The organism is Tenacibaculum halocynthiae (assembly GCF_964512825.1).
Lineage (GTDB): Bacteria > Bacteroidota > Bacteroidia > Flavobacteriales > Flavobacteriaceae > Polaribacter > Polaribacter halocynthiae.
In genome coordinates this window covers 404,399-426,043 of the sequence record NZ_CAZELG010000028.1, presented here as the reverse complement: position 1 = coordinate 426,043, position 21,645 = coordinate 404,399, and the positions used below count along the sequence as shown (strand labels likewise).

20 protein-coding genes are annotated in these 21,645 nt (G+C 27.8%); 18 read left to right on the top strand and 2 right to left on the bottom strand.

Annotation, left to right across the window (positions count from 1 at the left end):
• Position 1: 1 nt before the first annotated feature.
• The 10 genes from ACKTTQ_RS11160 (at position 2) to ACKTTQ_RS11115 (ending at position 11,227) form a co-directional block, all read left to right on the top strand.
• Positions 2 to 577 (top strand): MarR family transcriptional regulator, encoded by a 576-nt coding sequence (locus ACKTTQ_RS11160; RefSeq protein ID WP_408049245.1) that lies wholly within the window; start codon positions 2 to 4, stop codon positions 575 to 577.
• A 6-nt stretch (positions 578 to 583) separates the two neighbouring features.
• The gene (locus ACKTTQ_RS11155) at positions 584 to 1,315 is read left to right on the top strand and encodes a YggS family pyridoxal phosphate-dependent enzyme (protein ID WP_408049244.1); all 732 of its coding nucleotides are present in this window, start codon (positions 584 to 586) and stop codon (positions 1,313 to 1,315) included.
• A gap of 220 nt (positions 1,316 to 1,535) precedes the next feature.
• Complete coding sequence (rpsA, locus tag ACKTTQ_RS11150; protein ID WP_093871066.1) at positions 1,536 to 3,308, top strand: 30S ribosomal protein S1; 1,773 nt, start codon at positions 1,536 to 1,538, stop codon at positions 3,306 to 3,308.
• Positions 3,309 to 3,652: 344 nt separating this feature from the next.
• Complete coding sequence (locus ACKTTQ_RS11145) at positions 3,653 to 5,068, top strand: zinc metalloprotease (RefSeq protein ID WP_408049243.1); 1,416 nt, start codon at positions 3,653 to 3,655, stop codon at positions 5,066 to 5,068.
• Positions 5,069 to 5,212: 144 nt separating this feature from the next.
• The gene (gene glmM / locus ACKTTQ_RS11140) at positions 5,213 to 6,604 is read left to right on the top strand and encodes a phosphoglucosamine mutase (RefSeq protein ID WP_299133680.1); all 1,392 of its coding nucleotides are present in this window, start codon (positions 5,213 to 5,215) and stop codon (positions 6,602 to 6,604) included.
• Between the two features lie 3 nt (positions 6,605 to 6,607).
• Complete coding sequence (locus tag ACKTTQ_RS11135; RefSeq protein WP_408049242.1) at positions 6,608 to 7,438, top strand: hypothetical protein; 831 nt, start codon at positions 6,608 to 6,610, stop codon at positions 7,436 to 7,438.
• Between the two features lie 2 nt (positions 7,439 to 7,440).
• Positions 7,441 to 8,907, top strand: a complete 1,467-nt coding sequence (locus ACKTTQ_RS11130; RefSeq protein ID WP_408049241.1) for an aminotransferase class V-fold PLP-dependent enzyme — start codon at positions 7,441 to 7,443, stop codon at positions 8,905 to 8,907.
• 8 nt (positions 8,908 to 8,915) lie between these two features.
• Positions 8,916 to 9,968, top strand: a complete 1,053-nt coding sequence (locus ACKTTQ_RS11125) for a M14 family zinc carboxypeptidase (protein ID WP_408049240.1) — start codon at positions 8,916 to 8,918, stop codon at positions 9,966 to 9,968.
• Positions 9,969 to 10,049: 81 nt separating this feature from the next.
• Positions 10,050 to 10,529, top strand: coding sequence for an Lrp/AsnC family transcriptional regulator (locus ACKTTQ_RS11120; protein ID WP_093871072.1), 480 nt, complete (start codon positions 10,050 to 10,052; stop codon positions 10,527 to 10,529).
• A gap of 155 nt (positions 10,530 to 10,684) precedes the next feature.
• Entirely contained in the window at positions 10,685 to 11,227 is a 543-nt protein-coding gene (locus tag ACKTTQ_RS11115) for a PepSY-associated TM helix domain-containing protein (protein WP_408049239.1), read from the top strand.
• Here ACKTTQ_RS11115 and ACKTTQ_RS11110 read toward each other — a convergent pair.
• Positions 11,224 to 11,919, bottom strand: coding sequence for a pseudouridine synthase (locus ACKTTQ_RS11110; protein ID WP_408049238.1), 696 nt, complete (start codon positions 11,917 to 11,919; stop codon positions 11,224 to 11,226). The two genes, ACKTTQ_RS11115 and ACKTTQ_RS11110, sit on opposite strands and share 4 nt — an antisense overlap.
• A 32-nt stretch (positions 11,920 to 11,951) precedes the next feature.
• Entirely contained in the window at positions 11,952 to 13,151 is a 1,200-nt protein-coding gene (locus ACKTTQ_RS11105; protein ID WP_408049237.1) for a multidrug effflux MFS transporter, read from the bottom strand.
• Between the two features lie 193 nt (positions 13,152 to 13,344).
• Between ACKTTQ_RS11105 and ACKTTQ_RS11100 the strand changes: the two genes are divergently transcribed.
• The 8 genes from ACKTTQ_RS11100 (at position 13,345) to ACKTTQ_RS11065 (ending at position 21,645) form a co-directional block, all read left to right on the top strand.
• Positions 13,345 to 13,860 carry an RNA polymerase sigma factor gene (locus tag ACKTTQ_RS11100; protein ID WP_113787058.1) on the top strand — a complete coding sequence of 172 codons (516 nt, stop codon included), beginning with the start codon at positions 13,345 to 13,347 and terminating at the stop codon, positions 13,858 to 13,860.
• A 43-nt stretch (positions 13,861 to 13,903) separates the two neighbouring features.
• On the top strand, positions 13,904 to 14,821 hold the full coding sequence (locus ACKTTQ_RS11095; protein WP_408049236.1) for a FecR family protein: 918 nt from the start codon (positions 13,904 to 13,906) through the stop codon (positions 14,819 to 14,821).
• Positions 14,822 to 17,398 carry a TonB-dependent receptor gene (locus ACKTTQ_RS11090; protein ID WP_408049235.1) on the top strand — a complete coding sequence of 859 codons (2,577 nt, stop codon included), beginning with the start codon at positions 14,822 to 14,824 and terminating at the stop codon, positions 17,396 to 17,398.
• A gap of 53 nt (positions 17,399 to 17,451) precedes the next feature.
• A complete protein-coding gene (locus ACKTTQ_RS11085) occupies positions 17,452 to 18,345 on the top strand; it encodes a MerR family transcriptional regulator (RefSeq protein WP_408049234.1) in 894 nt (297 codons plus the stop codon).
• Between the two features lie 98 nt (positions 18,346 to 18,443).
• A complete protein-coding gene (locus tag ACKTTQ_RS11080) occupies positions 18,444 to 19,919 on the top strand; it encodes a phytoene desaturase family protein (protein ID WP_408049233.1) in 1,476 nt (491 codons plus the stop codon).
• Positions 19,919 to 20,761, top strand: coding sequence for a phytoene/squalene synthase family protein (locus ACKTTQ_RS11075; protein WP_299133701.1), 843 nt, complete (start codon positions 19,919 to 19,921; stop codon positions 20,759 to 20,761). Before ACKTTQ_RS11080 ends, ACKTTQ_RS11075 begins: the two co-directional genes overlap by 1 nt.
• Positions 20,762 to 21,199 (top strand): hypothetical protein, encoded by a 438-nt coding sequence (locus tag ACKTTQ_RS11070; RefSeq protein ID WP_299133704.1) that lies wholly within the window; start codon positions 20,762 to 20,764, stop codon positions 21,197 to 21,199.
• Positions 21,196 to 21,645 (top strand): sterol desaturase family protein, encoded by a 450-nt coding sequence (locus ACKTTQ_RS11065; RefSeq protein WP_176974406.1) that lies wholly within the window; start codon positions 21,196 to 21,198, stop codon positions 21,643 to 21,645. Before ACKTTQ_RS11070 ends, ACKTTQ_RS11065 begins: the two co-directional genes overlap by 4 nt.

Genomic DNA, 21,645 nt, shown 5'->3' with positions numbered 1-21,645 from the left:
TATGGAAGCTGGAGTAGTAAATAGAAAAATAACCCAAGGTTTAGAACGTATTTCTAAAGCATTTAGAGTATTACTTTGGGAAGAAAGTAAGCTGTATAAAATTAGTCCCATTCAAATACAATTGCTGATTTTTTGTGATACACATAAAAAAGAAAACTTAAAGGTAGGTTTTTTGGCTACTGAATTTGATTTAACAAAAGCAACTGTTAGTGATTCAATTAAAGTTTTATTAAAAAAAGAGTTACTCGTTAAAAAGGTAAATCCGAAAGACTCTAGAAGTTTTTTAGTTGAATTAACAGCAAAAGGAAAAAAGATTGTTAAAAAAGCAAGTCTTTTTACAAGCGCTCTAAATGAGTCAATAGATTATTTATCTGAAATAGAAAAGGGAGTTTTCTTAAAGCAATTAATGCAATTAATTTATCAATTAAATCAAAAGAATATAATTTCTACTCAACGCATGTGTTTAACATGTTACCACTATAAAAAAGAAGGGAATAACCATTATTGTAATCTAATTCAAAAAGAATTAAAAAACACTGAATTGGAAATAGATTGTTTAGAGCATAAAGAACTCTAAATTAAAATGAATAATATTTTAAATAATTTAAATGTCATTCACAATAGAATGATAAAAGCATGTAAAAAAGCTAACAGAGCAAAAGAGGAAGTACGTTTATTATTAGCCACAAAAACAGTAGAACCAAACTGTATTAATTTTGCTTTAGAACAAGGAGAAACACTTATTGGAGAGAATAAAGTACAGGAGCTTAAGCAAAAATGTCATTCAGTAAAAGAAAAGAACCCAGAAGTTCATTTTATTGGGCATTTACAAAGTAATAAAATTAAGGAAGTGCTTAAATGGGTAACTTGTATTGAATCTATTGATAGATTATCTGTTGCTGAGAAACTACAAAATAAATTAGCACAAGAAAACAAACAAATAGATATATTCATTCAAGTAAATACTTCTTTTGAAAAAAGTAAGTTTGGGGTTGCCCCAAATGAAACAATTGAGCTAATAAAAAATATAGCTAAATTTAAAAACATTCATATTAAAGGATTAATGACTATAGGTTTGTTAAGTTCAAAATCGAATGAAATAAGAAAGTGTTTTCAACTTTTAAAGAAAATACAAAAGGAGGTTATAGCGCTTAATATACCGAATGTAGAAATGAGTGAATTATCAATGGGTATGAGTAAAGATTTAGAAATTGCAATAGAGGAAGGAGCTACAATTATCCGAGTAGGAACAGCAATTTTTGGAGACAGAATTTATCCCGATAGTTATTATTGGAATGAATCTGATAAAAGTTAATTTGCTTAAAAAAACACTAGAAAAAATGGTGTATGCTCTTTTTTAGGTACTTAAAGTAATATCTATTTAGGTTACTTAAAAAATAATCCGTAAATTTGCACGCCTTTTTACAAGAACAGGATTGAAAAGGTAAGAAAAATATATTTATAAGTTTAATATCTCTTTGCATTAATATTGATAATATCCTGATTAATAAAAAGATACAAAATTATTCTCAGACATGTCTGAAGAAACAAAAACAACAACTGCAGAAGCAGTTAACCCAGCAGAATTTTTAGCAACATTTAATTGGCATAAATACGAAGAAGGTATTGATGAAGTTGATGAGTCTAAATTAAAAGAATTTGAACAAGCTTTAGAAGGAACAGTAGGTTTCGTAAATGAACGTGATGTTATTGAAGGAAAAGTTGTTCGTATTACTGATCGTGATGCAATTATTGATATTAACTCTAAATCTGAAGGAGTTATTTCATTAAATGAATTTCGTTACAATCCTAGTTTAGCTGTTGGAGATACAGTAGAAGTATTAGTTGATAAAAGAGAAGATTCTTCTGGTCAATTAGTATTATCTCATAAAAAAGCACGTGTAATCAAAGCTTGGGATCGTGTTAATAATGCACATGAAACTGGAGAAATCGTTAACGGTTTTGTTAAGTGTAGAACTCGTGGAGGTATGATCGTTGATGTATTTGGTATTGAAGCTTTCTTACCAGGTTCTCAAATTGATGTTAAACCTATCCGTGATTACGATCAATATGTTGAAAAAACTATGGAATTCAAAGTTGTTAAAATCAACCACGAATTTAAGAATGTTGTAGTTTCTCATAAAGCGTTAATCGAAGCTGATTTAGAAGATCAAAAACGTGAAATCATCGGTCAATTAGAAAAAGGACAAGTATTAGAAGGTGTTGTTAAAAACGTTACTTCTTATGGTGTGTTTGTTGACTTAGGTGGTGTTGACGGATTAGTACATATTACTGATTTATCTTGGTCTCGTATCAACCATCCAAATGAGGTTGTTGAGTTAGATCAAAAATTAAACGTTGTAATTTTAGACTTTGATGATAACAAGTCAAGAATTCAATTAGGATTAAAACAATTATCTGCTCACCCATGGGAAGCACTTAACTCTGATTTAAAAGTTGGAGATACTGTAAAAGGTAAAGTAGTTGTTTTAGCTGATTATGGTGCGTTTGTTGAAGTAGAAGATGGTGTTGAAGGTTTAATTCACGTATCTGAAATGTCTTGGTCAACTCACTTACGTTCTGCACAAGATTTCGTAACTGTTGGTGATGAAGTAGAAGCTCAAATCTTAACATTAGACCGCGAAGAGCGTAAAATGTCTTTAGGTATGAAGCAATTACACCCAGATCCTTGGACTGATATTACTACTAAATATCCTGTAGGTTCTAAACATTCAGGTACTGTACGTAACTACACTAACTTTGGTGTGTTTGTAGAGTTAGAAGAAGGTATTGATGGATTAGTTTATATTTCTGATTTATCTTGGACTAAGAAAATTAAGCACCCATCAGATTTCGTAACTGTTGGTGATAAATTAGAAGTTCAAGTGTTAGAATTAGATGTAGAAAACCGTAAATTAAACTTAGGTCATAAACAAACTCAAGATAATCCTTGGGATGGTCATGAAGCTACGTATTCAATCGGATCTACTCATGAAGGAACTATCAAAGATAAAAACGATAAAGGAGCTACTGTAGCTTTTGCTGATGGAGTTGAAGCATTTGCACCTTCTCGTTATTTAGATAAAGAAGATGGTGGTAAATTAGCTAAAGGTGATACTGTTCAATTTCAAGTAATTGAATTCAGTAAAGAATACCGTAGAATAGTTGTTTCTCATACTTCTATCTTTAGAGCTGAAGAGCAAAAGAATGTTAAAGCAGCTGCTAAAAAAGCGCAAGAAACTGAAAAAACTACTTTAGGTGATATCGGTGGATTAGCTGAATTAAAGAAAAAAATGGAAGGAAAATAAATTTCCTAAAACCATAAATTTTTAAAAGCCGTTACATCATGTAACGGCTTTTTTTATTCCTTGTATTTAAAAGTTACTTTTCAAAAGTGTTGTTTTTTTTAAAAAAAAGTGTTAAATTTATAAGGTCCTGTGAATCAATTGATAATTCGATTCATCAATAATTATAGTGAATGTACTAGTGTACTATAATTATTTTTCAAGTAATTCTTATTTGGCATTTTAGCTCCAAACAACTACTACCAAATTACTACTACAAATATTTCTACTACTAGCATTGTCAGATATAGAAAGGTGTTTTTATACCCCCCTTAAAACGAACCTAATTCTAAAAAATGTTATTACTAATGAAAAAAACTAGAAATTTATGTATTGTATTATTATTGTTATTTAGTATTAAAAGTTCAGCACAAAAAGATATGTTGAACAAATTGTATAAAAAAAGTTTAAAATTAAGTGAAGTAGAAAATTATATGGAGCTTAATAATATTTCTCCAGCCCAATGTGTCGATTCTAAACAAGTATTAAATAATGATTTGGATGAAAGTGATAATATTAGGTATAGTAACCGACGACCTTCTTATGAAATAAAGGTTTTTAATGTGTTTTTTCATGTTGTTAATGAAAATAATGGAAACCGTGCTGTGCCAATAAGTGAAAATGATTTAATTGAGGCTGTAGCAATTTTGAATAAAACATTTAATCAGTTTAAAATTTTCTTTAAATATAAAGGGCATGATCAAATTAATAGCACATGGAGGTCTGTATTATATATTGGAGGAAACAGAACATTTAGTCAGTTAGTAGAATACTCAAAAAGTATAGGTAAATATCAAAATAACAGTTTTAATGTATATATCGTTTCTACGATACGTTATAGTCAATACGATTCTAGAAAAATAGCTGGTTTATCAAATAAACCAGGAATAAACAGTGTAATAGATGATGAGTATTTATTAACATCTACTTTACCTCATGAAATTGGTCATAATTTCTCATTAGAACATACATATAGAAACTGGAATAATTCGAATTGTAATTTGGTAGCTCAAAATGATTATATAGACGATACATTACCTTCAATGGCTTATGAGAATTCAGAAATTGACTCAGATTGTTCAACATATATAGGTGATAAAGATAAAAATAAATGCGGAATTGATTTTACTCAAGTTCCAGCAACTAATTTTATGAGTTCAAATGTTTTGCCCTGTAGGTCTTTAGAAAATGCAAGTTTTACTTCTGGTCAAGGCAAGCGAATGATGTTAACAATTCAGAATAAATGGAATACAATATATAAAAAAGTTGAAAATTCAATTGAAAGTTTATATGAGCCTTATCAGGGAAGTTATGTTCAAGGAATATATCAAGATCCAAATAATGTTACTGGAAAAGAGATGAAATTTCAAAAAGGTTTTGACTATCAATTTGTAGACTGTAAGAAAACTACTTTTGTTAAAAAAAGTTATTCTAAAAATGACGTTCCAAAGGAGCATCCATACTTTACAGCAATAAAGATTCTTCAGGTTTCAAGTTCTGAAGCTCGTAAATGCAATATCCCCAGACCATCAGTATATCAAGGAGGAACTGTAATTAGTTTTGGAAATATAATAGATAATAATTATGAGGTTAAAAAATTGGATAGTGAAGAAATTCAAAACCCTAAATTAGTAGAAACATTGCCTTTTGGATATAGTATTATAAATAAAGAATTGAAAAACGGAGATAAATATCAAAAAACTATATATAAAGCAAGAAACTAATTTTTCTTAATTGTTACCGTTAAGTATAGATTTAACGGATCTTTTATATCTGTATAGTGTAACAATTGTTACATTTAAAGATGCCTATATGTAAGCTTTAATTTCTGAAATACCGTTATATTTGTTATCAAATTAAATAACAATATGACTTTAATTAAATCTATTTCAGGTATTAGAGGTACTATAGGGGGAGCTATAGGTGATAATTTAACGCCTATTGATGCAGTAAAATTTGCTGCAGCTTACGGTACATTTATAAAGAAACAGAATCAAGAAAAAGAAAAAATAAAAATAGTAATAGGAAGAGATGCCCGTATTTCTGGTAAGATGATTACTAGTTTAGTTGCAAATACTTTAGTAGGCTTAGGAATAGATGTATTGGATTTAGGTTTATCTACCACGCCAACTGTTGAAATAGCAGTTCCTATTGAAAAAGCAGATGGAGGTATAATTTTAACAGCATCACATAATCCTAAACAATGGAATGCTTTAAAATTATTAAATGAAAAAGGTGAATTTATAGATGGAGCAGATGGAGCAGAAGTTTTAGCTTTAGCTGAAAGCAATAATTTGCAATTTGCTGAAGTAGATGATTTAGGTAACTATAAGAAGAAAAAGAACTATATAAAAAAACATATTAAGGAAGTTTTAAAACTTGACTTAGTTGATAAAAAAGCAATTAAAAAAGCTAAATTTAAAGCTGTAGTTGATGGAGTAAATTCAACAGGAGGTATAGCTATTCCAATGCTTTTAAAAGAACTAGGAGTTAAATGTATAGAACTATATTGTGAGCCTAATGGACATTTTCCTCACAACCCTGAGCCTTTAAAAGAAAACTTAACAGATATATCTAAATTAGTTGTAAAAAAGAAAGCAGATTTAGGAATTGTAGTTGATCCTGATGTTGATCGATTAGCATTAATATCTGAAGATGGTTCAATGTTTGGTGAAGAATATACTTTAGTGGCTTGTGCTGACTATGTATTAGGAAAAAACAAAGGGGGTAATACAGTTTCAAACCTGTCCTCTTCTAGAGCTTTAAGAGATGTCACTGAGAAACACGGAGGAACTTACACCGCTAGTGCAGTAGGTGAGGTAAATGTAGTAAAGAAAATGAAAGAAACTAATACTGTTATTGGTGGAGAAGGGAATGGTGGTATTATTTATCCAGATTCACATTATGGACGTGATTCTTTAGTTGGTGTAGCTTTATTTTTATCTCATTTAGCTAATAAAAAAGTATCGTGTAAAGAGCTAAGAGATAGCTATCCTAGTTATTTTATGAGTAAAAATAAAATACAGTTAACTCCAAAAATTAATGTAGATGATATTTTAACAAAAATGGCTTCTAAATATAAAGATGAAGAGGTTAACATAATAGATGGAGTTAAAATAGATTTTGCAGAGGAATGGGTACACTTAAGAAAATCTAATACAGAACCTATTATTCGTATTTATACAGAAGCTATATCTCAAGCGAAAGCTGATGCATTAGCTGAAAGATTTATTAAAGAAATAGAAGAAATAATAGCGTAAGTTTTGAATATTAAATATTTAGCAATAGCATTGTTCCTTTTTACCTTATCTATGAACGGACAAGATAATAAGGTTAAAAAGGTAACTAATAAAGGAAAGCTTTTTGTTTATTGGGGGTGGAATTGGGCAAGTTATTCTGATTCGGATATACATTTTAAAGGAAATAATTATGATTTTACCTTAAAAAATGTAAAAGCTACAGATAGACCTACAAAATTTTCTTTTAGAGATTATTTTAATCCGGGAAGGGTAACAATACCTCAAACTAATTTTAGAATAGGATATTTTTTTAAAGAAAACTATACTATTTCAATTGGAGTAGATCATATGAAATATGTAATGGTACCAAATCAAGATGTGAAAATTGATGGTACTATTAATGTTGGTAATCCAAAGTATGATGGAGTTTATAATAACTCTGATATAAATTTAGCCAGTGATTTCTTACGATTTGAGCATACAGATGGTTTAAATTACGTAAATGTTCAGTTATATAGATTCGATGATATAAGTAAGTGGTTTGGGTTAGAACTTGAAAATCTTCAAATTAATTTAACAGAAGGTGTTGGTGTTGGTGTTCTTGTTCCTAGAACAAATACAACATTATTAAATAATGAAAGGCATGATGATTTTCATTTTTCTGGATATGGAGCGTCAGTAGGAGGTGGGTTAAATATTACATTTTTAAAACACTTTTTTATACAAGCTGATATCAAAGGAGGATATATTTATATGCCAAATATAAGAACAACTGTAAATGCTTCTGATACAGCATCACAAGGATTTTACTTTTTTCAAAATAATATTTTAATAGGAGGTAAATTTAGAATTTAGTTATGAGTTTAGAACTGTACTTTGAAGAATTTAAGAATAACATAGTTGGTATAAACCAAACATTTAAAACACCTTATGGTGAAAAAAAACTTATTTATACTGATTGGACAGCGAGCGGAAGATTGTATAGGCCAATTGAAGAGAAATTATTAAATGAGTTTGGACCTTTTGTAGCTAATACACATACTGAAACATCTACTTCAGGTGCAGCTATGACCTTGGCTTACACCAAAGCTAGAAATATAATTAAAGATCATGTAAATGCTAATAAAGATGATGTTTTAATAACTGAAGGATCTGGAATGACTGGAGTTGTTAATAAATTTCAACGTATTCTTGGTTTAAAGGTTTCTGAGAATTTAAAAGAACATACTCAAATTCCTGATGAGAAACGTCCAATAGTTTTTGTGAGTCATATGGAACATCATTCTAATCAAACATCTTGGTATGAAACAATAGCGGATGTAGAAGTTGTACCTTGTGATGATGCTGGATTAGTATGTTTAGAAAAGTTTGAAGAAGTAGTAAAAAAATATAACGATAGACCTATAAAAATAGCATCAGTTATTGCTGGATCTAACGTAACAGGGATTAAAACTGATTATCATAAAATTGCAGCATTAATTCATAAATATAATGGATTGTGTTTTGTAGATTTTGCATGTTCTGCACCATATGTAGATATTAATATGCATCCAGATAATGAAAATGAACATTTAGATGCAATTTTCTTTTCCCCACATAAGTTTTTAGGAGGTCCAGGAAGTTCAGGTGTATTGTTGTTTAATAAAAAACTTTATAAAAATACGATTCCTGATAACCCAGGAGGAGGTACGGTAACATATACTAATCCTTGGGGAGAACACGATTATATTGATGATGTTGAAACGAGAGAAGATGGTGGTACACCTGCTTTTTTACAAACAATTCGTATTGCTTTATCAATACAATTAAAGAATAAAATGGGAACTGAGAGCATGAAAAAAAGAGAGGATGAAATAAATCCTGTTATTTTTGATTGCTTAGAAAGTATAGGTGGAGTAAGAATTTTAGCGCCACAACATAAAGATAGATTAAGTATTTTCTCTTTTTATTTTGAAAAATATCATTTTAATTTAGTCGTTAAATTATTAAATGATCATTTTGGAATTCAAACAAGAGGTGGGTGTTCATGTGCTGGTACTTATGGACATTTTTTATTAAATGTAGACCAAAATACTTCTCATAAAATTAAAGATAAAATTTTAGAAGGCTGTAGTACAGATAAACCAGGTTGGGTTCGATTATCAATACATCCAACAATTACTAATGAAGAAGTAAATTATATTTGTGATTCATTAAAGTTATTAGCTAAAAATATTGAGGAATGGTCAAAAGATTATCATTATAGTTTAGCTAAAAATGATTATGTACATAATTCAGTTGAATCAATAGAAAAACAATTAGTTTCTGAATGGTTTGCTATTTAATTTAAGAAATGGAAATATTAGACATTAATTCTTTAGAAAAAGAATATCTCATTATAAAAGAAGATAGACTTAAAGGTAGGTGGATCACTTTTAAAGATATTGAAAGTTTATATTCAAAATTACCTAATTATATTGAATCAAAAATTATAGGTACTTCAGAAAAAGGCACTCCTATTTATAAACTTAAATTAGGAAGAGGAAAGAAAAAAGTTTTCATGTGGAGTCAAATGCACGGAAATGAAAGTACTGGAACAAAAGCGGTTTTTGATTTTTTAAACTTTATAAATGAAAATTCTTCAAAAAGCATAATTAAAACTATTTTAAGTAATATTGAAATTCATATTATTCCAATGCTAAATCCTGATGGAGCTCATGCTTATACAAGAGTTAATGCAAATAATATTGATTTAAATAGAGATGCTGTTGATTTAATAGCTAAAGAAAGCAAGCTTTTAAGGTCTGTTTTAGAAGAAATTAATCCAGAATTCTGTTTTAATTTGCATGATCAAAGAACAATTTTTGGCGTTGAAGGTACTTCAAATCCAGCAACAATTTCGTTTTTAGCCCCTTCAGAAGAAGAATCTAGGCAAATTACTAAGGGTAGAGCAGAAACGATGAATGTGATTATAGCAATGAATAAGTTATTGCAGCAAATCATACCGAATCATGTTGGAAGATATACAGACGAGTTTTATCCAACAGCAACTGGAGATAACTTTCAAAAATTAGGACATAATACTATTTTGATTGAAGCTGGTCATTATCCTGATGATTATGACAGAGAAGAAGTAAGAAAGTTCAATTTTTATGCTTTAATTCAAGGTTTTTTTCATATTTCAACAAATACTGAGTTCAGTAATTATGAAGAATATTTTTCTATTCCTAACAATATCAAGAACTTCTATGATGTTATTTATAGATCAAAAAATAATGAAAAAGATATAGCATATCAGTACGCTGAGAAGATAGAAAGTAATAAATTTGTGCTTACTTTAATTAAGGAGAAAGAAGGAGATTTAAAATCATATTTGTCCCATCAAGAATTTAACATAAATGATTGATCTTTGTTTTTCTTCTAATGAAAGTATATAAAAATTGAAAAAAAATCATATTTTAGCAGTATTACTTGAAATAAAACAAAAATGAAGAAATTTGTATTAGATGAAATAGATCATCAAATCTTAGACATTTTAATAGAAAATGCTAGAACACCTTTTACTGATATAGCTAAGAAGTTATTAGTGTCTGCAGGAACTATTCATGTAAGAGTAAAGAAAATGGAAGATGAAGGTATAATAGAAGGATCTACATTGACATTGAATTATGAAAAAATGGGATATTCTTTTATAGCTCATGTAGGTGTTTTTTTAGAAAAAACATCAATGACACAACATGTTTTAGAAAGCTTAAGATTAATACCTAATGTAACTGTAGCTTACGTTACAGCAGGAAAATATAATATTTTTTGTAAAGTTAGAGCAAAGAGCACAAACGATGCGAAAGATATTATTTATAGAATTGATGACATTCATGGTGTAAATAGAACTGAAACTATGATATCATTAGAAGAAAGTATTAATGATAAAAAGCGTTTAATGCATGCTATTTTTAAAGAAATATAGTTCTTTCTAAAAAAAGTAATAAAAAAACTGCCTTTATTTAAAGGCAGTTTTTTTATTGACTTAATGTAAAGTAATTTCTAGATATAGAAAATATAAAGTATCATAATAGTTCGGGTTAATTCAATATATTTGAAAAATAAATATTATTTAATATAATGAAAATAACAAATAGAAGTTTACATCGTGACTTTGCTTATTTTTATGTAGGTTTAATTATTGCTTTTTCTTTTTCAGGAATTATTTTAAATCACAGAGAAGATTGGTATCCTATGAATTATACTTTCGAAAGTAAAGACGTTCAACTTAATTTGCCTGAAAACTTAGATTTGTTAACGAAAGAATATATTCAAGAAGAAGTAAGGAATATAGATGAAAAATATGATGGCCATAGAGTAAGAAATAATACACTTAGAGTATATTTTAAAGGAAATATAATATTAGATGTTGATACAGCTACAGGAAAAGGAATAATAGAGTACAAGAGAAAAGTACCATTACTAGGACATACCATGTATTTACACAAGTCTACTAATAGTTTTTGGATTTGGTATTCAGATATTTTTGGAGTAGCTATGTTATTAATAGCAATTACTGGAGTTTTAATTCCTGCTGGTAAAAATGGTTTTTCTAAAAGAGGTTGGAAATTAGCCGTTTTAGGGATGTTGTTTCCTATAGTATTCTTAGTACTATTTTCTTAAATTTCCCAATTGAATTTATCGAAGATAACTTTCCAATTCTCAGTGAAATTAGATGTTAATTTTATTTCTTTGTTTAAGAAAGGATGAATAAATTCAAGACTATATGCATGTAAAAATAAGTTGTCACAATCAAAATTTTCAATAAACATCATATTATGGTTTTTATCTCCATATTTTGGATCACCTATTAAGGGGTGACTTATTTTGTTTGTATGTATTCGTAATTGATGTAATCTTCCAGTTTTTGGAGTTAATTTCACTAAACTATATCTTGATGTATCATATGGTTTTACAGGTATATCTAAAATCTTCTGTTTTATAGTTTCAAGTTTAGTTTCTGCCTCTTTGTATACATTTGAATCTCTTCCTTTTACTGGACTATCAATAATGGTACTTTGTGGAGAATGACCTCTTACAATCCCATAATAAGTTTTTTGAATTAAACTTTCTGTAAAAAGGTTTTGAAATTTTGAAACAAACTTGGTTTCTTTAGCAAGTAAAATAATTCCTGAAGTTTTTCTATCTAGTCTATGAATAGGATAATATTTACCCTTAATTTGTTCATCAAGTAATTGTAATAATGATTTTTCGTCAGAAACATTTCTAGAATGATGTGCATGATGTACAACAACATTGTTAGGTTTTGTTACACAAACTATATACTCGTCTTGATAAATAACTTCTAGTTTCAAAATTAAAAATACTTTTAAATGAATGATTTGATTTATAATTGTACCTCTTTCTTAACGTATACTAGCATCGCTAATGAAAGTAATCCACAAGCCAAAAAGCCTATAAAAAGAGGAATAGATGTCGTTGTTATATAACTACCTATAAACATAGCAATAGGAACTGCCATTATTGTAGATATAAAACCATTAAATGCTGCGCCAATACCAGCAATATGACCTATAGGTTGCATTGCTAAAGCTCTTAAGTTTCCAAATAAAAAACCTATCGAAAAAAATTGAAGCGCAAAAAACAATAAAATAATTTCAATACTAGGGTTTTTAGAACCATAAAATAAAGCGATATAAATAATAGGAACTAGAATAAAAACATAAGTAAAAAAATAGACTAGTTTAAACATACCAAACTTCATGACTAAAGTTCCATTTAAAAATGTTGCAAAACCTACAGAAATAGCTAGCCCAGCAAAAATAAAAGGAAATTCTTCATGTAAGCTATATTGTTCTTGAAAAATATATTGTGAAGCACTTAAGTATACCATAAAAGAGCCTGTAATTAGCCCAGAAATTAAAGTAAAAACAAATGCTTGCTTCTGTTTTTTAAATTCTTTATATCCGTTAACAAAAAGCTTATATGAAAAAGTAGTTTTATGCTCTTTTTTTAAAGTTTCTGGCTGTCTTTTCCACAGCCATATCATAATTAATATTCCAAATATTAATTGACTATAAAATATAGATTTCCACCCATAATTATCAAGCATAATTTTACCTAATGAAGGAGCTACTACTGGTACTAAAATGAAAATTACAACTATAAAAGACATTATTTTAGCCATATAGTTACCACTAAAACTATCACGTACCATTGCTATACTAATGGTTCTTGGTGCTGAAAGACCAATTCCTTGTAAAATTCTACCAATTACCATCATTTCAATACTTGAAGCTGTAACACAAATAAAACTAGCTAAAACAAAAATAATAAAGCCAAAATATATTATTGGTTTTCTACCAAAACTATCAGAAATAGGACCTGCAATTAATTGACCAAAACCAAGACCTAAAAATATCATAGTAACAAGAAGTTGATTATCACTTGTGTCTTTTAGATTGATAGAGTATCCTATTTGATCCAAAGCAGGTAGTAAAGCATCAATAGATAAGGCAACTAATGACATTAAAGAAGCCATTAAAGTAATGAATTCTAATTTAGAATTATTTGAAGTTTTATGCATTTTACAAAATTACAACAACTAGTAAGTTAAATAGTGAAAAAAGGAAATTAAAAAGAAAATAAAAAATGGTGCCATTAGCTTTAAGAAGGGTTAAGGTTCACTAATAGCACCCAGTATATAATTAATTTGTTATAAAACAATTAAAAAATAAAATACCCTACCTTTTTTTTAAAAAAATGTTAAGTTTGTTGCAATGAAAACAAAAAAAACAATTTGTCAACCAAAAGTATTTGAAGATGTTTATGATAAACAATCAAAATCTTTACATAATTTTATGTATTACAAATGTGGTGATAAAGATTTAGCAGAAGATTTTGTTCAAGAATCTTTCATTAAGTTATGGGAGAATTGTTCAAAAGTACTTATAGAAAAAGCTAAATCATTTTTATTTACTGTTGCTAACAACATGTTTTTAAATCATGTTGCACATAAAAAAATTGTATTGAAGCATTCTTCTGAAAACAAGAAAGGTTACACAAATGAGACCCCCGAATTTATAATTGAAGAGAAAGAGTTTTTAAGTAAGCTTAAAAATGCTATAGCAGATTTACCTGAAAAACAGCGTGAAGTTTTTTTATTAAATAGAATTGATAAAAAAAAATATAGAGAAATTGCTGAAATGCTTGATATATCTGTTAAAGCAGTAGAAAAAAGAATGTCTTTGGCATTAAAAGCATTAAGAGATAAAATAGGGAGGAATTTAAAGTAGGGTAGCTTATACTTTACTTGTTATACAATAAGAAAGGCAGAAAATGAATAAAAAGATAGATGATGATTTTTTAGCTAAGTGGTTAAATAATCAGCTTACAAAAAATGAATTAGAAGATTTTAAAAAGACTTCTGATTATGCTTTGTATGAAAAAATAATGAATGTATCGTCAGAGTTTGAAGAACCTATATTTGAAAAAGAAAAGGTATTTGAAGGTATAAAAGAAAGTACAAGTGCTTTGTTAAGTACAGAAAAAAGAAAGTCTAAGGTTTATAAACTAAATTGGTTATCAGCAGCAGCGTCAGTTTTAATTATATTTAGTGCTTTATATTTTTTTAATAGTTCTAAAAGCCATGAAACTGGTTATGGTGAACAGTTAGCAATAATATTACCAGATAGTTCTGAAGTGCTTTTAAATTCAAAATCATCAATTAGTTTCAAAAAAAGAGATTGGGAGAGCTCTAGAGAACTATTTTTGAAAGGTGAAGCACATTTTAAAGTGAAAAAAGGAGAAACCTTTAAAGTAGTTACCGATTTAGGGGAGGTTAAAGTACTAGGTACTCAATTCAATGTTCAATCAAACAAGGAATATATTGAAGTTCATTGTTTTGAAGGTAAAGTAAGAGTAAACTCTGGAAAGACTAATAATATTTTAACAAAAGGTAAAGCAGTAAGGAATTTTAATAATGGTCTAGAAGAAAAATGGAATATAGATCAAGAAGAGCCTACATGGAAAAATGGAGAAACTTCATTTAAAAGTATAGCCTTGAAATTTATAGTTTTATCTATTGAAAATCAATATCATATTAAAATAAAAACTTCTGATATAGACCTAACTCAAAAGTTTACTGGAAGTTATACTCATGACAATTTAAAAGTTGCTTTAAAAACTGTTTTTGAACCTATGAAAATAGGAGTTATCTTTACAGATACAAAAATGGTTACATTAGTTAAAAAGTAAATGAATTTTAAATTTCATGTTTTATTAATATTACCTTTTTTTTGGGCAATAAATTCTTTACATGCTCAAAAAAATAAACAAAAGGACTCTATACAATTAAGAGACCTTTTTGTTGTTTTAGAAAAAAAACATGAAATAAAATTCTCCTACAATGATAAACTCATTAAAAATAAGTTTGTAGAAAACTCATTTATTAATCTACCTCTAAACAAAGTTCTTGATAAAATAGCTATTAATTTTAAATTAAGGTTTGAAAAAATAACAGAAAGATACATTACTGTTTCAAAATCAGGAAAATTATATCAAATTAGTGGAAATATTTTTGATAAAAAAGATAAAAAGCCAATTGAAGGAGCTAGTGTTGTTTCGTTACGTAGAAACAAAGGTGTGATATCTAATGAAAATGGCTTTTTTAAACTATCTAATCTTATTGAAGGTGATAAAGTTGAAGTGTCCTTTATAGGTTATGATACTAAAACATTAATAGTCAATGAAGAATTGACTTCTGAACAATTATCATTAATATTGAGTGAATCTACTACTTTATTAGAAGAAGTTTTAGTTTCCGACTACATGGTTGGAGGTATTGATAAAAAAACTGATGGATCTTTAGTAATTTCTCCTAAAAAGTTAGGTACAGTTTCTGGATTAACTGAACCCGATATATTACAAAGTGTACAATTATTACCAGGAATTAACAGCCCTGATGAAACTGCTTCAGGTTTGTTTATAAGAGGAGGTACTCCTGAACAGAATTTAATACTTTTTGATGGTATTAAAATGTATAACTCATCACATTTCTTTGGAATGATATCTGCATTTAATCCTTATATTGTTGATAAGGTTAAAGTTTTTAAAAGTGGAGCTAGTGCTGAATATGGTAATCATACTTCTGGTGTAATTGATATAGAAACAAATAAAGAAATACCTAAAAGTTTTAATGGAGGGTTTGGTGTAAATATGACACATTTTGATGCGTTTATGAATATACCTATTTCAAAAAAAATTGGAATTTCTTTATCAGGAAGAAGATCTTTTACTGACGTTTTCAAAACAAATACGTTTAATAGATTATCAAAAAAAGTTTTTCAAAACTCAATTATATCAAGAAACGAAAGTGTTGGGACAGAATTATATGATAGTAAAAATGATTTTTATTTTTTTGATGTTAATTCCAAACTTACTTATAAACCTTCTTCTAAAGATATTATTACATTTAATTATTTATTAGTTAGGAATAAATTAAACTATGTTTTTAATACTAAAAACTCTAATAGGTATATAACAGAAGATGATTTACAAATAAAGAATACTGGAATTAGAACTATGTGGGAACGTAAACTAGGAAATAATTCTATTTTAAGAACAAATTTTTATTCATCAACTTATGATTTGAATTATGAATACAATGGATCATTTGACTATGGTAGTCCATACACGCAAAAGGCGCTGAAAAGTAATATCATTAAAGATTTAGGATTTAAAAGTGTTTTTGAGAAAAAATTAAATGAAAAATCGTCTTTTCTAACAGGTTATGAATTTTCAAATAATAGTGTAAGTTACAGTATTGAAAGAGGAGTTAAATCTACAATTTCAAGTACAAAATATAAAATAGCTGACTCTGGAAATAATAATTCCCATGCTTGGTTTTTTAATTATGGATTTAATAATTATAAAAAAACAATTGTAAACGTAGGAGTTAGAACAAACTATTTTACACTTTCTGATAAAGTTTATTTTGCACCTAGAATCTATTTTCAACAACAATTATTACCTAATTTATCATTTAAAACTTCTTTTGAGTTCAAACAGCAAAATATAGGAAGGTTGTTAGAAGTTCATACTTCAGATTTTGGTTTAGAAAATGAAGTTTGGTTGCTGATTGATAATGAAGAGTTACCAATTTTAAGAAATAAACAGTATACTTTCGGTGCTATATATAAAGCTAATGGATTAACATTTGACATAGATTATTACAGAAAGTATAGTAAAGGAGTAACTTCAGCTACAAAGGCTACTGAAGGAAATATTAGAGGTTTTTATCAAGGTACAAGTAAGGTTGATGGAGTTGATGTATTGTTAAAAAAATCTATTAACAATTATAATACTTGGGTGAACTTTAGTTACAGTAAATCTAGGTATATTTTTGATGAAGTTAATAATGGGAAATTTTTCTCTACAAATTTTGATACAACCAATAGTTTTTTGTGGGCACATAATTTGAATTTAGGTAACTTTAGTTTTTCATTAGCATGGGTTTGGAAAACAGGAACACCTTATTCACCAGTTGAAAGAATTGAAAATAATGGAAATCTTGTCTTAGGAGATCTTAATTCAAAAAGACTGCCAGCTTACCATAAAATGGATTTATCATCCAGTTATTCTTTTAATTTTGATAAAAATAAAAAGTGGAAAGGAAAAATAGGGATTTCATTATTAAATTTATACGACAGAACAAACTACTTGAGGAGAAGTTATAGTAGTGTTTGGGATGGTACAAAATATAGTATTCAACAAAGTGAGCAGCTATCTTTAGGTATGACTCCAAACCTAGTTTTGAGAATTTTTATCAAATAAATTTTTATTTTAAAAAAACAAAGCTATCTTTGTTTAAAGAAAATAAAAATATATTGAACAATATAAAAACCATATTCACAATTAAAGATCTAGAAAATATTTCTGGGATCAAGGCACATACTATTAGGATATGGGAAAAAAGATATAATTTATTTCAGCCTAAAAGAACGGATACCAATATTCGTTATTATTCTTCAGAAAGCCTTTTAAAGTTATTAAATGTAGCCTTATTAAATAAGCATAAGTATAAGATATCAAAAATTGCAGAAATGTCTGATGAGCAAGTAAAAGTGACTGCTCGTGAATTATCTTTTAATTATGCTGTAGGAGATGAAGCTATAAATTCTTTTAAAATATCAATGTTTCAATTTGATAAAGTATTGTTTAATAATACATATAACAAACTTTTACATAAAAAAACATTTAGGCAAATATTTAAAGATGTATTTGTTCCTTTTCTTGAAAATATTGGTTTATTATGGCAAACAGATACTTTACTTCCAGCTCATGAGCATTTTATATCTAATTTAATAATTCAAAAAATACAACTTAATACTGAAAATTTAGAGTACATAACCACTAAAGAAGATATTACGTATGTTTTATTCCTTCCTGATGGTGAAATACATGAGATAGGGCTTTTGTACTTAAATTATGAACTGGTATTAAGGGGCTACAGAACTATCTATTTAGGACAAAGTTTACCATTGAATAATTTAAGTTACTTTTTTGATAGCGATACCAAAATGTGTTTTGTTTCTTCAATGACTGTAAAGCCTTACGAAGATAAAATAAAAGGTTATTTTAAAGAAATAGATGAAATACTGAGTACAACTAACCATAAATTCATAGGTATTGGTAATAAAGCCATGTTAGTTGAAAATGAACTATTCAATTCGAATATAAAGGTTTATCCTTCGGTTATAAAAGTATTAGAGAAAATATAGTTATTAAGTCTCTAATTTGTTAAGTTGTTATTGTTTTAACAAAAAAATGACACTTTAAATTCTATATATAAATTAATTTTGTTTAACTTTGTGTTAATATGATTAAACAAGAAAATAAAATATCAATAATAGGATCAGGTTTTTCATCATTGTCTGCAGCATGCTATTTAGCTAAGTATGGTTATGAAGTTGTAGTTTATGAGAAAAATAAAACTATTGGTGGTAGAGCAAGACAGTATTTAAATGATGGGTTTACATTTGATATCGGACCAACATGGTACTGGATGCCAGATGTATTTGAAAAGTTTTTTGCTGATTTTGGTAAGAAACCCTCTGATTATTACAAGTTAGAAAAATTATCGCCAGCTTACCAAGTTTATTTTGGTAAAAACGATAGTATTGTTATTCCCGACAATTTTCAAGAAATATGTGATGTTTTCGAAAAAGAAGAAAAAGGCAGTTCTAAACACTTAATTAAATTTATGAAATCTGCTGAAGATAATTATGATATAGCTGTGAAAGATATGGTATATAAGCCAGGGGTTTCACCATTAGAGTTGATTTCATTTAAAACAGCAGTCAGATTAAGCCAGTTTTTTTCTACGATACGAAAGCAAGTTAGAAAGAAAATAAAAAGTGAAAAATTAATTCAGATACTAGAGTTTCCTGTATTGTTTTTAGGTGCAAAACCTAGTAATACACCTGCATTTTATAATTTCATGAATTATGCTGATTTTTCTTTAGGTACATGGCATCCGGTCGGAGGAATGTATAAGGTAATTGAAGGAATGTCTAAATTGGCAAAAGATTTAGGAGTTCAGTTTAAAACTAATGTTACAATAAATTCTATTGAAGTAGATGAAAGTAATAAAGTTTCAGGAATGCAGGTAAATGGGGAAAGAGTTGAAACAAATTTAATTTTAAGTGGTGCTGACTATCACCATACTGAAACACTATTACCAACTAAGTTTAGGCAATATTCAGAAAAGTATTGGTCAAATAAAACATTTGCACCATCATCTTTATTGTTTTATATTGGGTTTGATAAAAAATTAAAAAATGTATGTCATCACACGTTGTTTTTTGATACAGACTTTGATGAACATGCAAAAACAATTTATGACAATCCTAGTTGGCCAGAAAAACCTCTATTTTATGCAAGTTTTCCATCAATAACTGATGATTCATTTGCTCCTGAAAATAAAGAAGCAGGAACAATTTTAATTCCTTTGGCGCCAGGTATAGAAGATACTCCTAAAATAAGGGAAAAGTATTTTAATATTGTTATAGAAAGGCTAGAAAAATTAACAGGTCAAAAAGTAAGAGATTCTATTTTATTTAAAGAAAGTTATTGTGTAAATGATTTTATAAAAGATTACAATTCTTATAAAGGAAACGCTTATGGATTAGCTAATATTCTAACACAAACTGCTTTTTTAAGACCTAAAATCAAAAGTAATAAGGTAAACAACCTATATTTTACAGGACAATTAACGGTTCCAGGACCGGGTGTACCACCGTCTTTAATTTCGGGTAAAGTAGCTTCAGAACTAATCTTAAAAACACGTAAATAATGAAACAATTATTTGATCAAGTATCCTACAATTGCAGTAAATTAGTAACTAAAAAATACAGTACTTCTTTTTCTTTAGCAACAAGAATGTTAGCCCCCGAAATTAGAGCTGCAGTATATAATATTTATGGATTTGTAAGATTTGCAGATGAAATAGTTGATACATTTCATGAATATGACAAAGAAGCATTGATGTATCAGTTTGAAAAAAATTATTATTTAGGCAAGCATCAGGGAATTAGTTTAAATCCTATTTTGAATTCTTTTATACAAACTGTAAATAAATATCATATAGAAGATGAATTAATTCAAGCATTTTTAAAAAGCATGAAAGCAGATTTATTTAAAACGGAATATACTACTCAAGAAGAATATAATGAATATATATATGGTTCTGCTGACGTAGTTGGTTTAATGTGTTTACGAGTTTTTGTTAAAGGTGATAATAAGAAATACGAAGAATTAAAAAAAGCTGCAATGAGATTAGGTTCAGCTTTTCAAAAAGTTAATTTTTTACGTGATTTAAAAGATGATATTGAATTATTGAATAGATCTTATTTCCCAAACATCGATTTAAAACAGTTAGATAAGGATTCAAAAGAACAAATTATAAAAGAAATTGAAGATGATTTTGAGTATGCTTATAAAAACGGAGTTTTAAAATTACCAGTTGAAGCTAAATTTGGAGTTTATATTGCTTATAGATATTATAGAAGATTATTAAAAAAATTAAAGTCCGTCCCTTCTTCTCAAATAATGGATACAAGAATTAGAATTTCAAATAGCTTGAAAATTAGCTTACTTATGAGAGGGTATGCTAGGTATAAATTAAATTTATTATAAATGAAGTGGTTGTTTACCTTTTTATTTTTTAATGTGTTAATTTTTGATAGCATTCCTGATTATGTTCAATCATATCATAAAGCAACAACTAAAAAGCAAGAAGTTGAGTTTATAAATAAATACAAAAACAGTTCTAAAATAAATATTATTGCTTATGTAGTTTCTTTAGAAATGAAGCAAGCTAAATATAAATTTTTCCCTTGGAAAAAATTATCAATTTTTAATAAGGGAAAAAAGAAATTAGAAGGATTAATTAGGGATAACCCTGATAATGTAGATTTAAGGTACATACGATTAGTTATTCAAGAGAATGTTCCTTCGTTACTAAATTATAAATCAAACATAACAGAAGATAAATTGTTCTTAAGTAATATTATGAAAATAAAAGACACTTCAGACTATTTAGATTTTTATATAAAAAAGAATACATCTTTATGATCACATTTGCAGTTGTAACAATAGGAACTTTTATAATTATGGAAGGTGTTACTTGGTGTACACATAAATATGTAATGCATGGATTTGGATGGTTTTTACATGAAGATCATCATCAACCAGGATATCCTCATGTTTTTGAAAAAAATGATGCTTTTTTTGTAGTTTTTGCTGTACCAAGTATTTTACTTTTTTATTTTGGGATTAGGCCTGAATTAAATTCTTTATTTTTTATTGGTTTAGGTATTTTGCTTTATGGCTTAGCTTACTTTTTAATTCATGATGTTCTTATTCATCGTAGATTTAATTGGTTTAAAAACACAAGTAATAGATATTTAAGAGGTTTAAGGAAAGCACATAAAATTCATCACAAACATTTAGGAAAACCAGATGGAGAATGTTTTGGAATGTTGTTTGTTCCTTTTAAATATTTCAAAAAAAGACAGTAG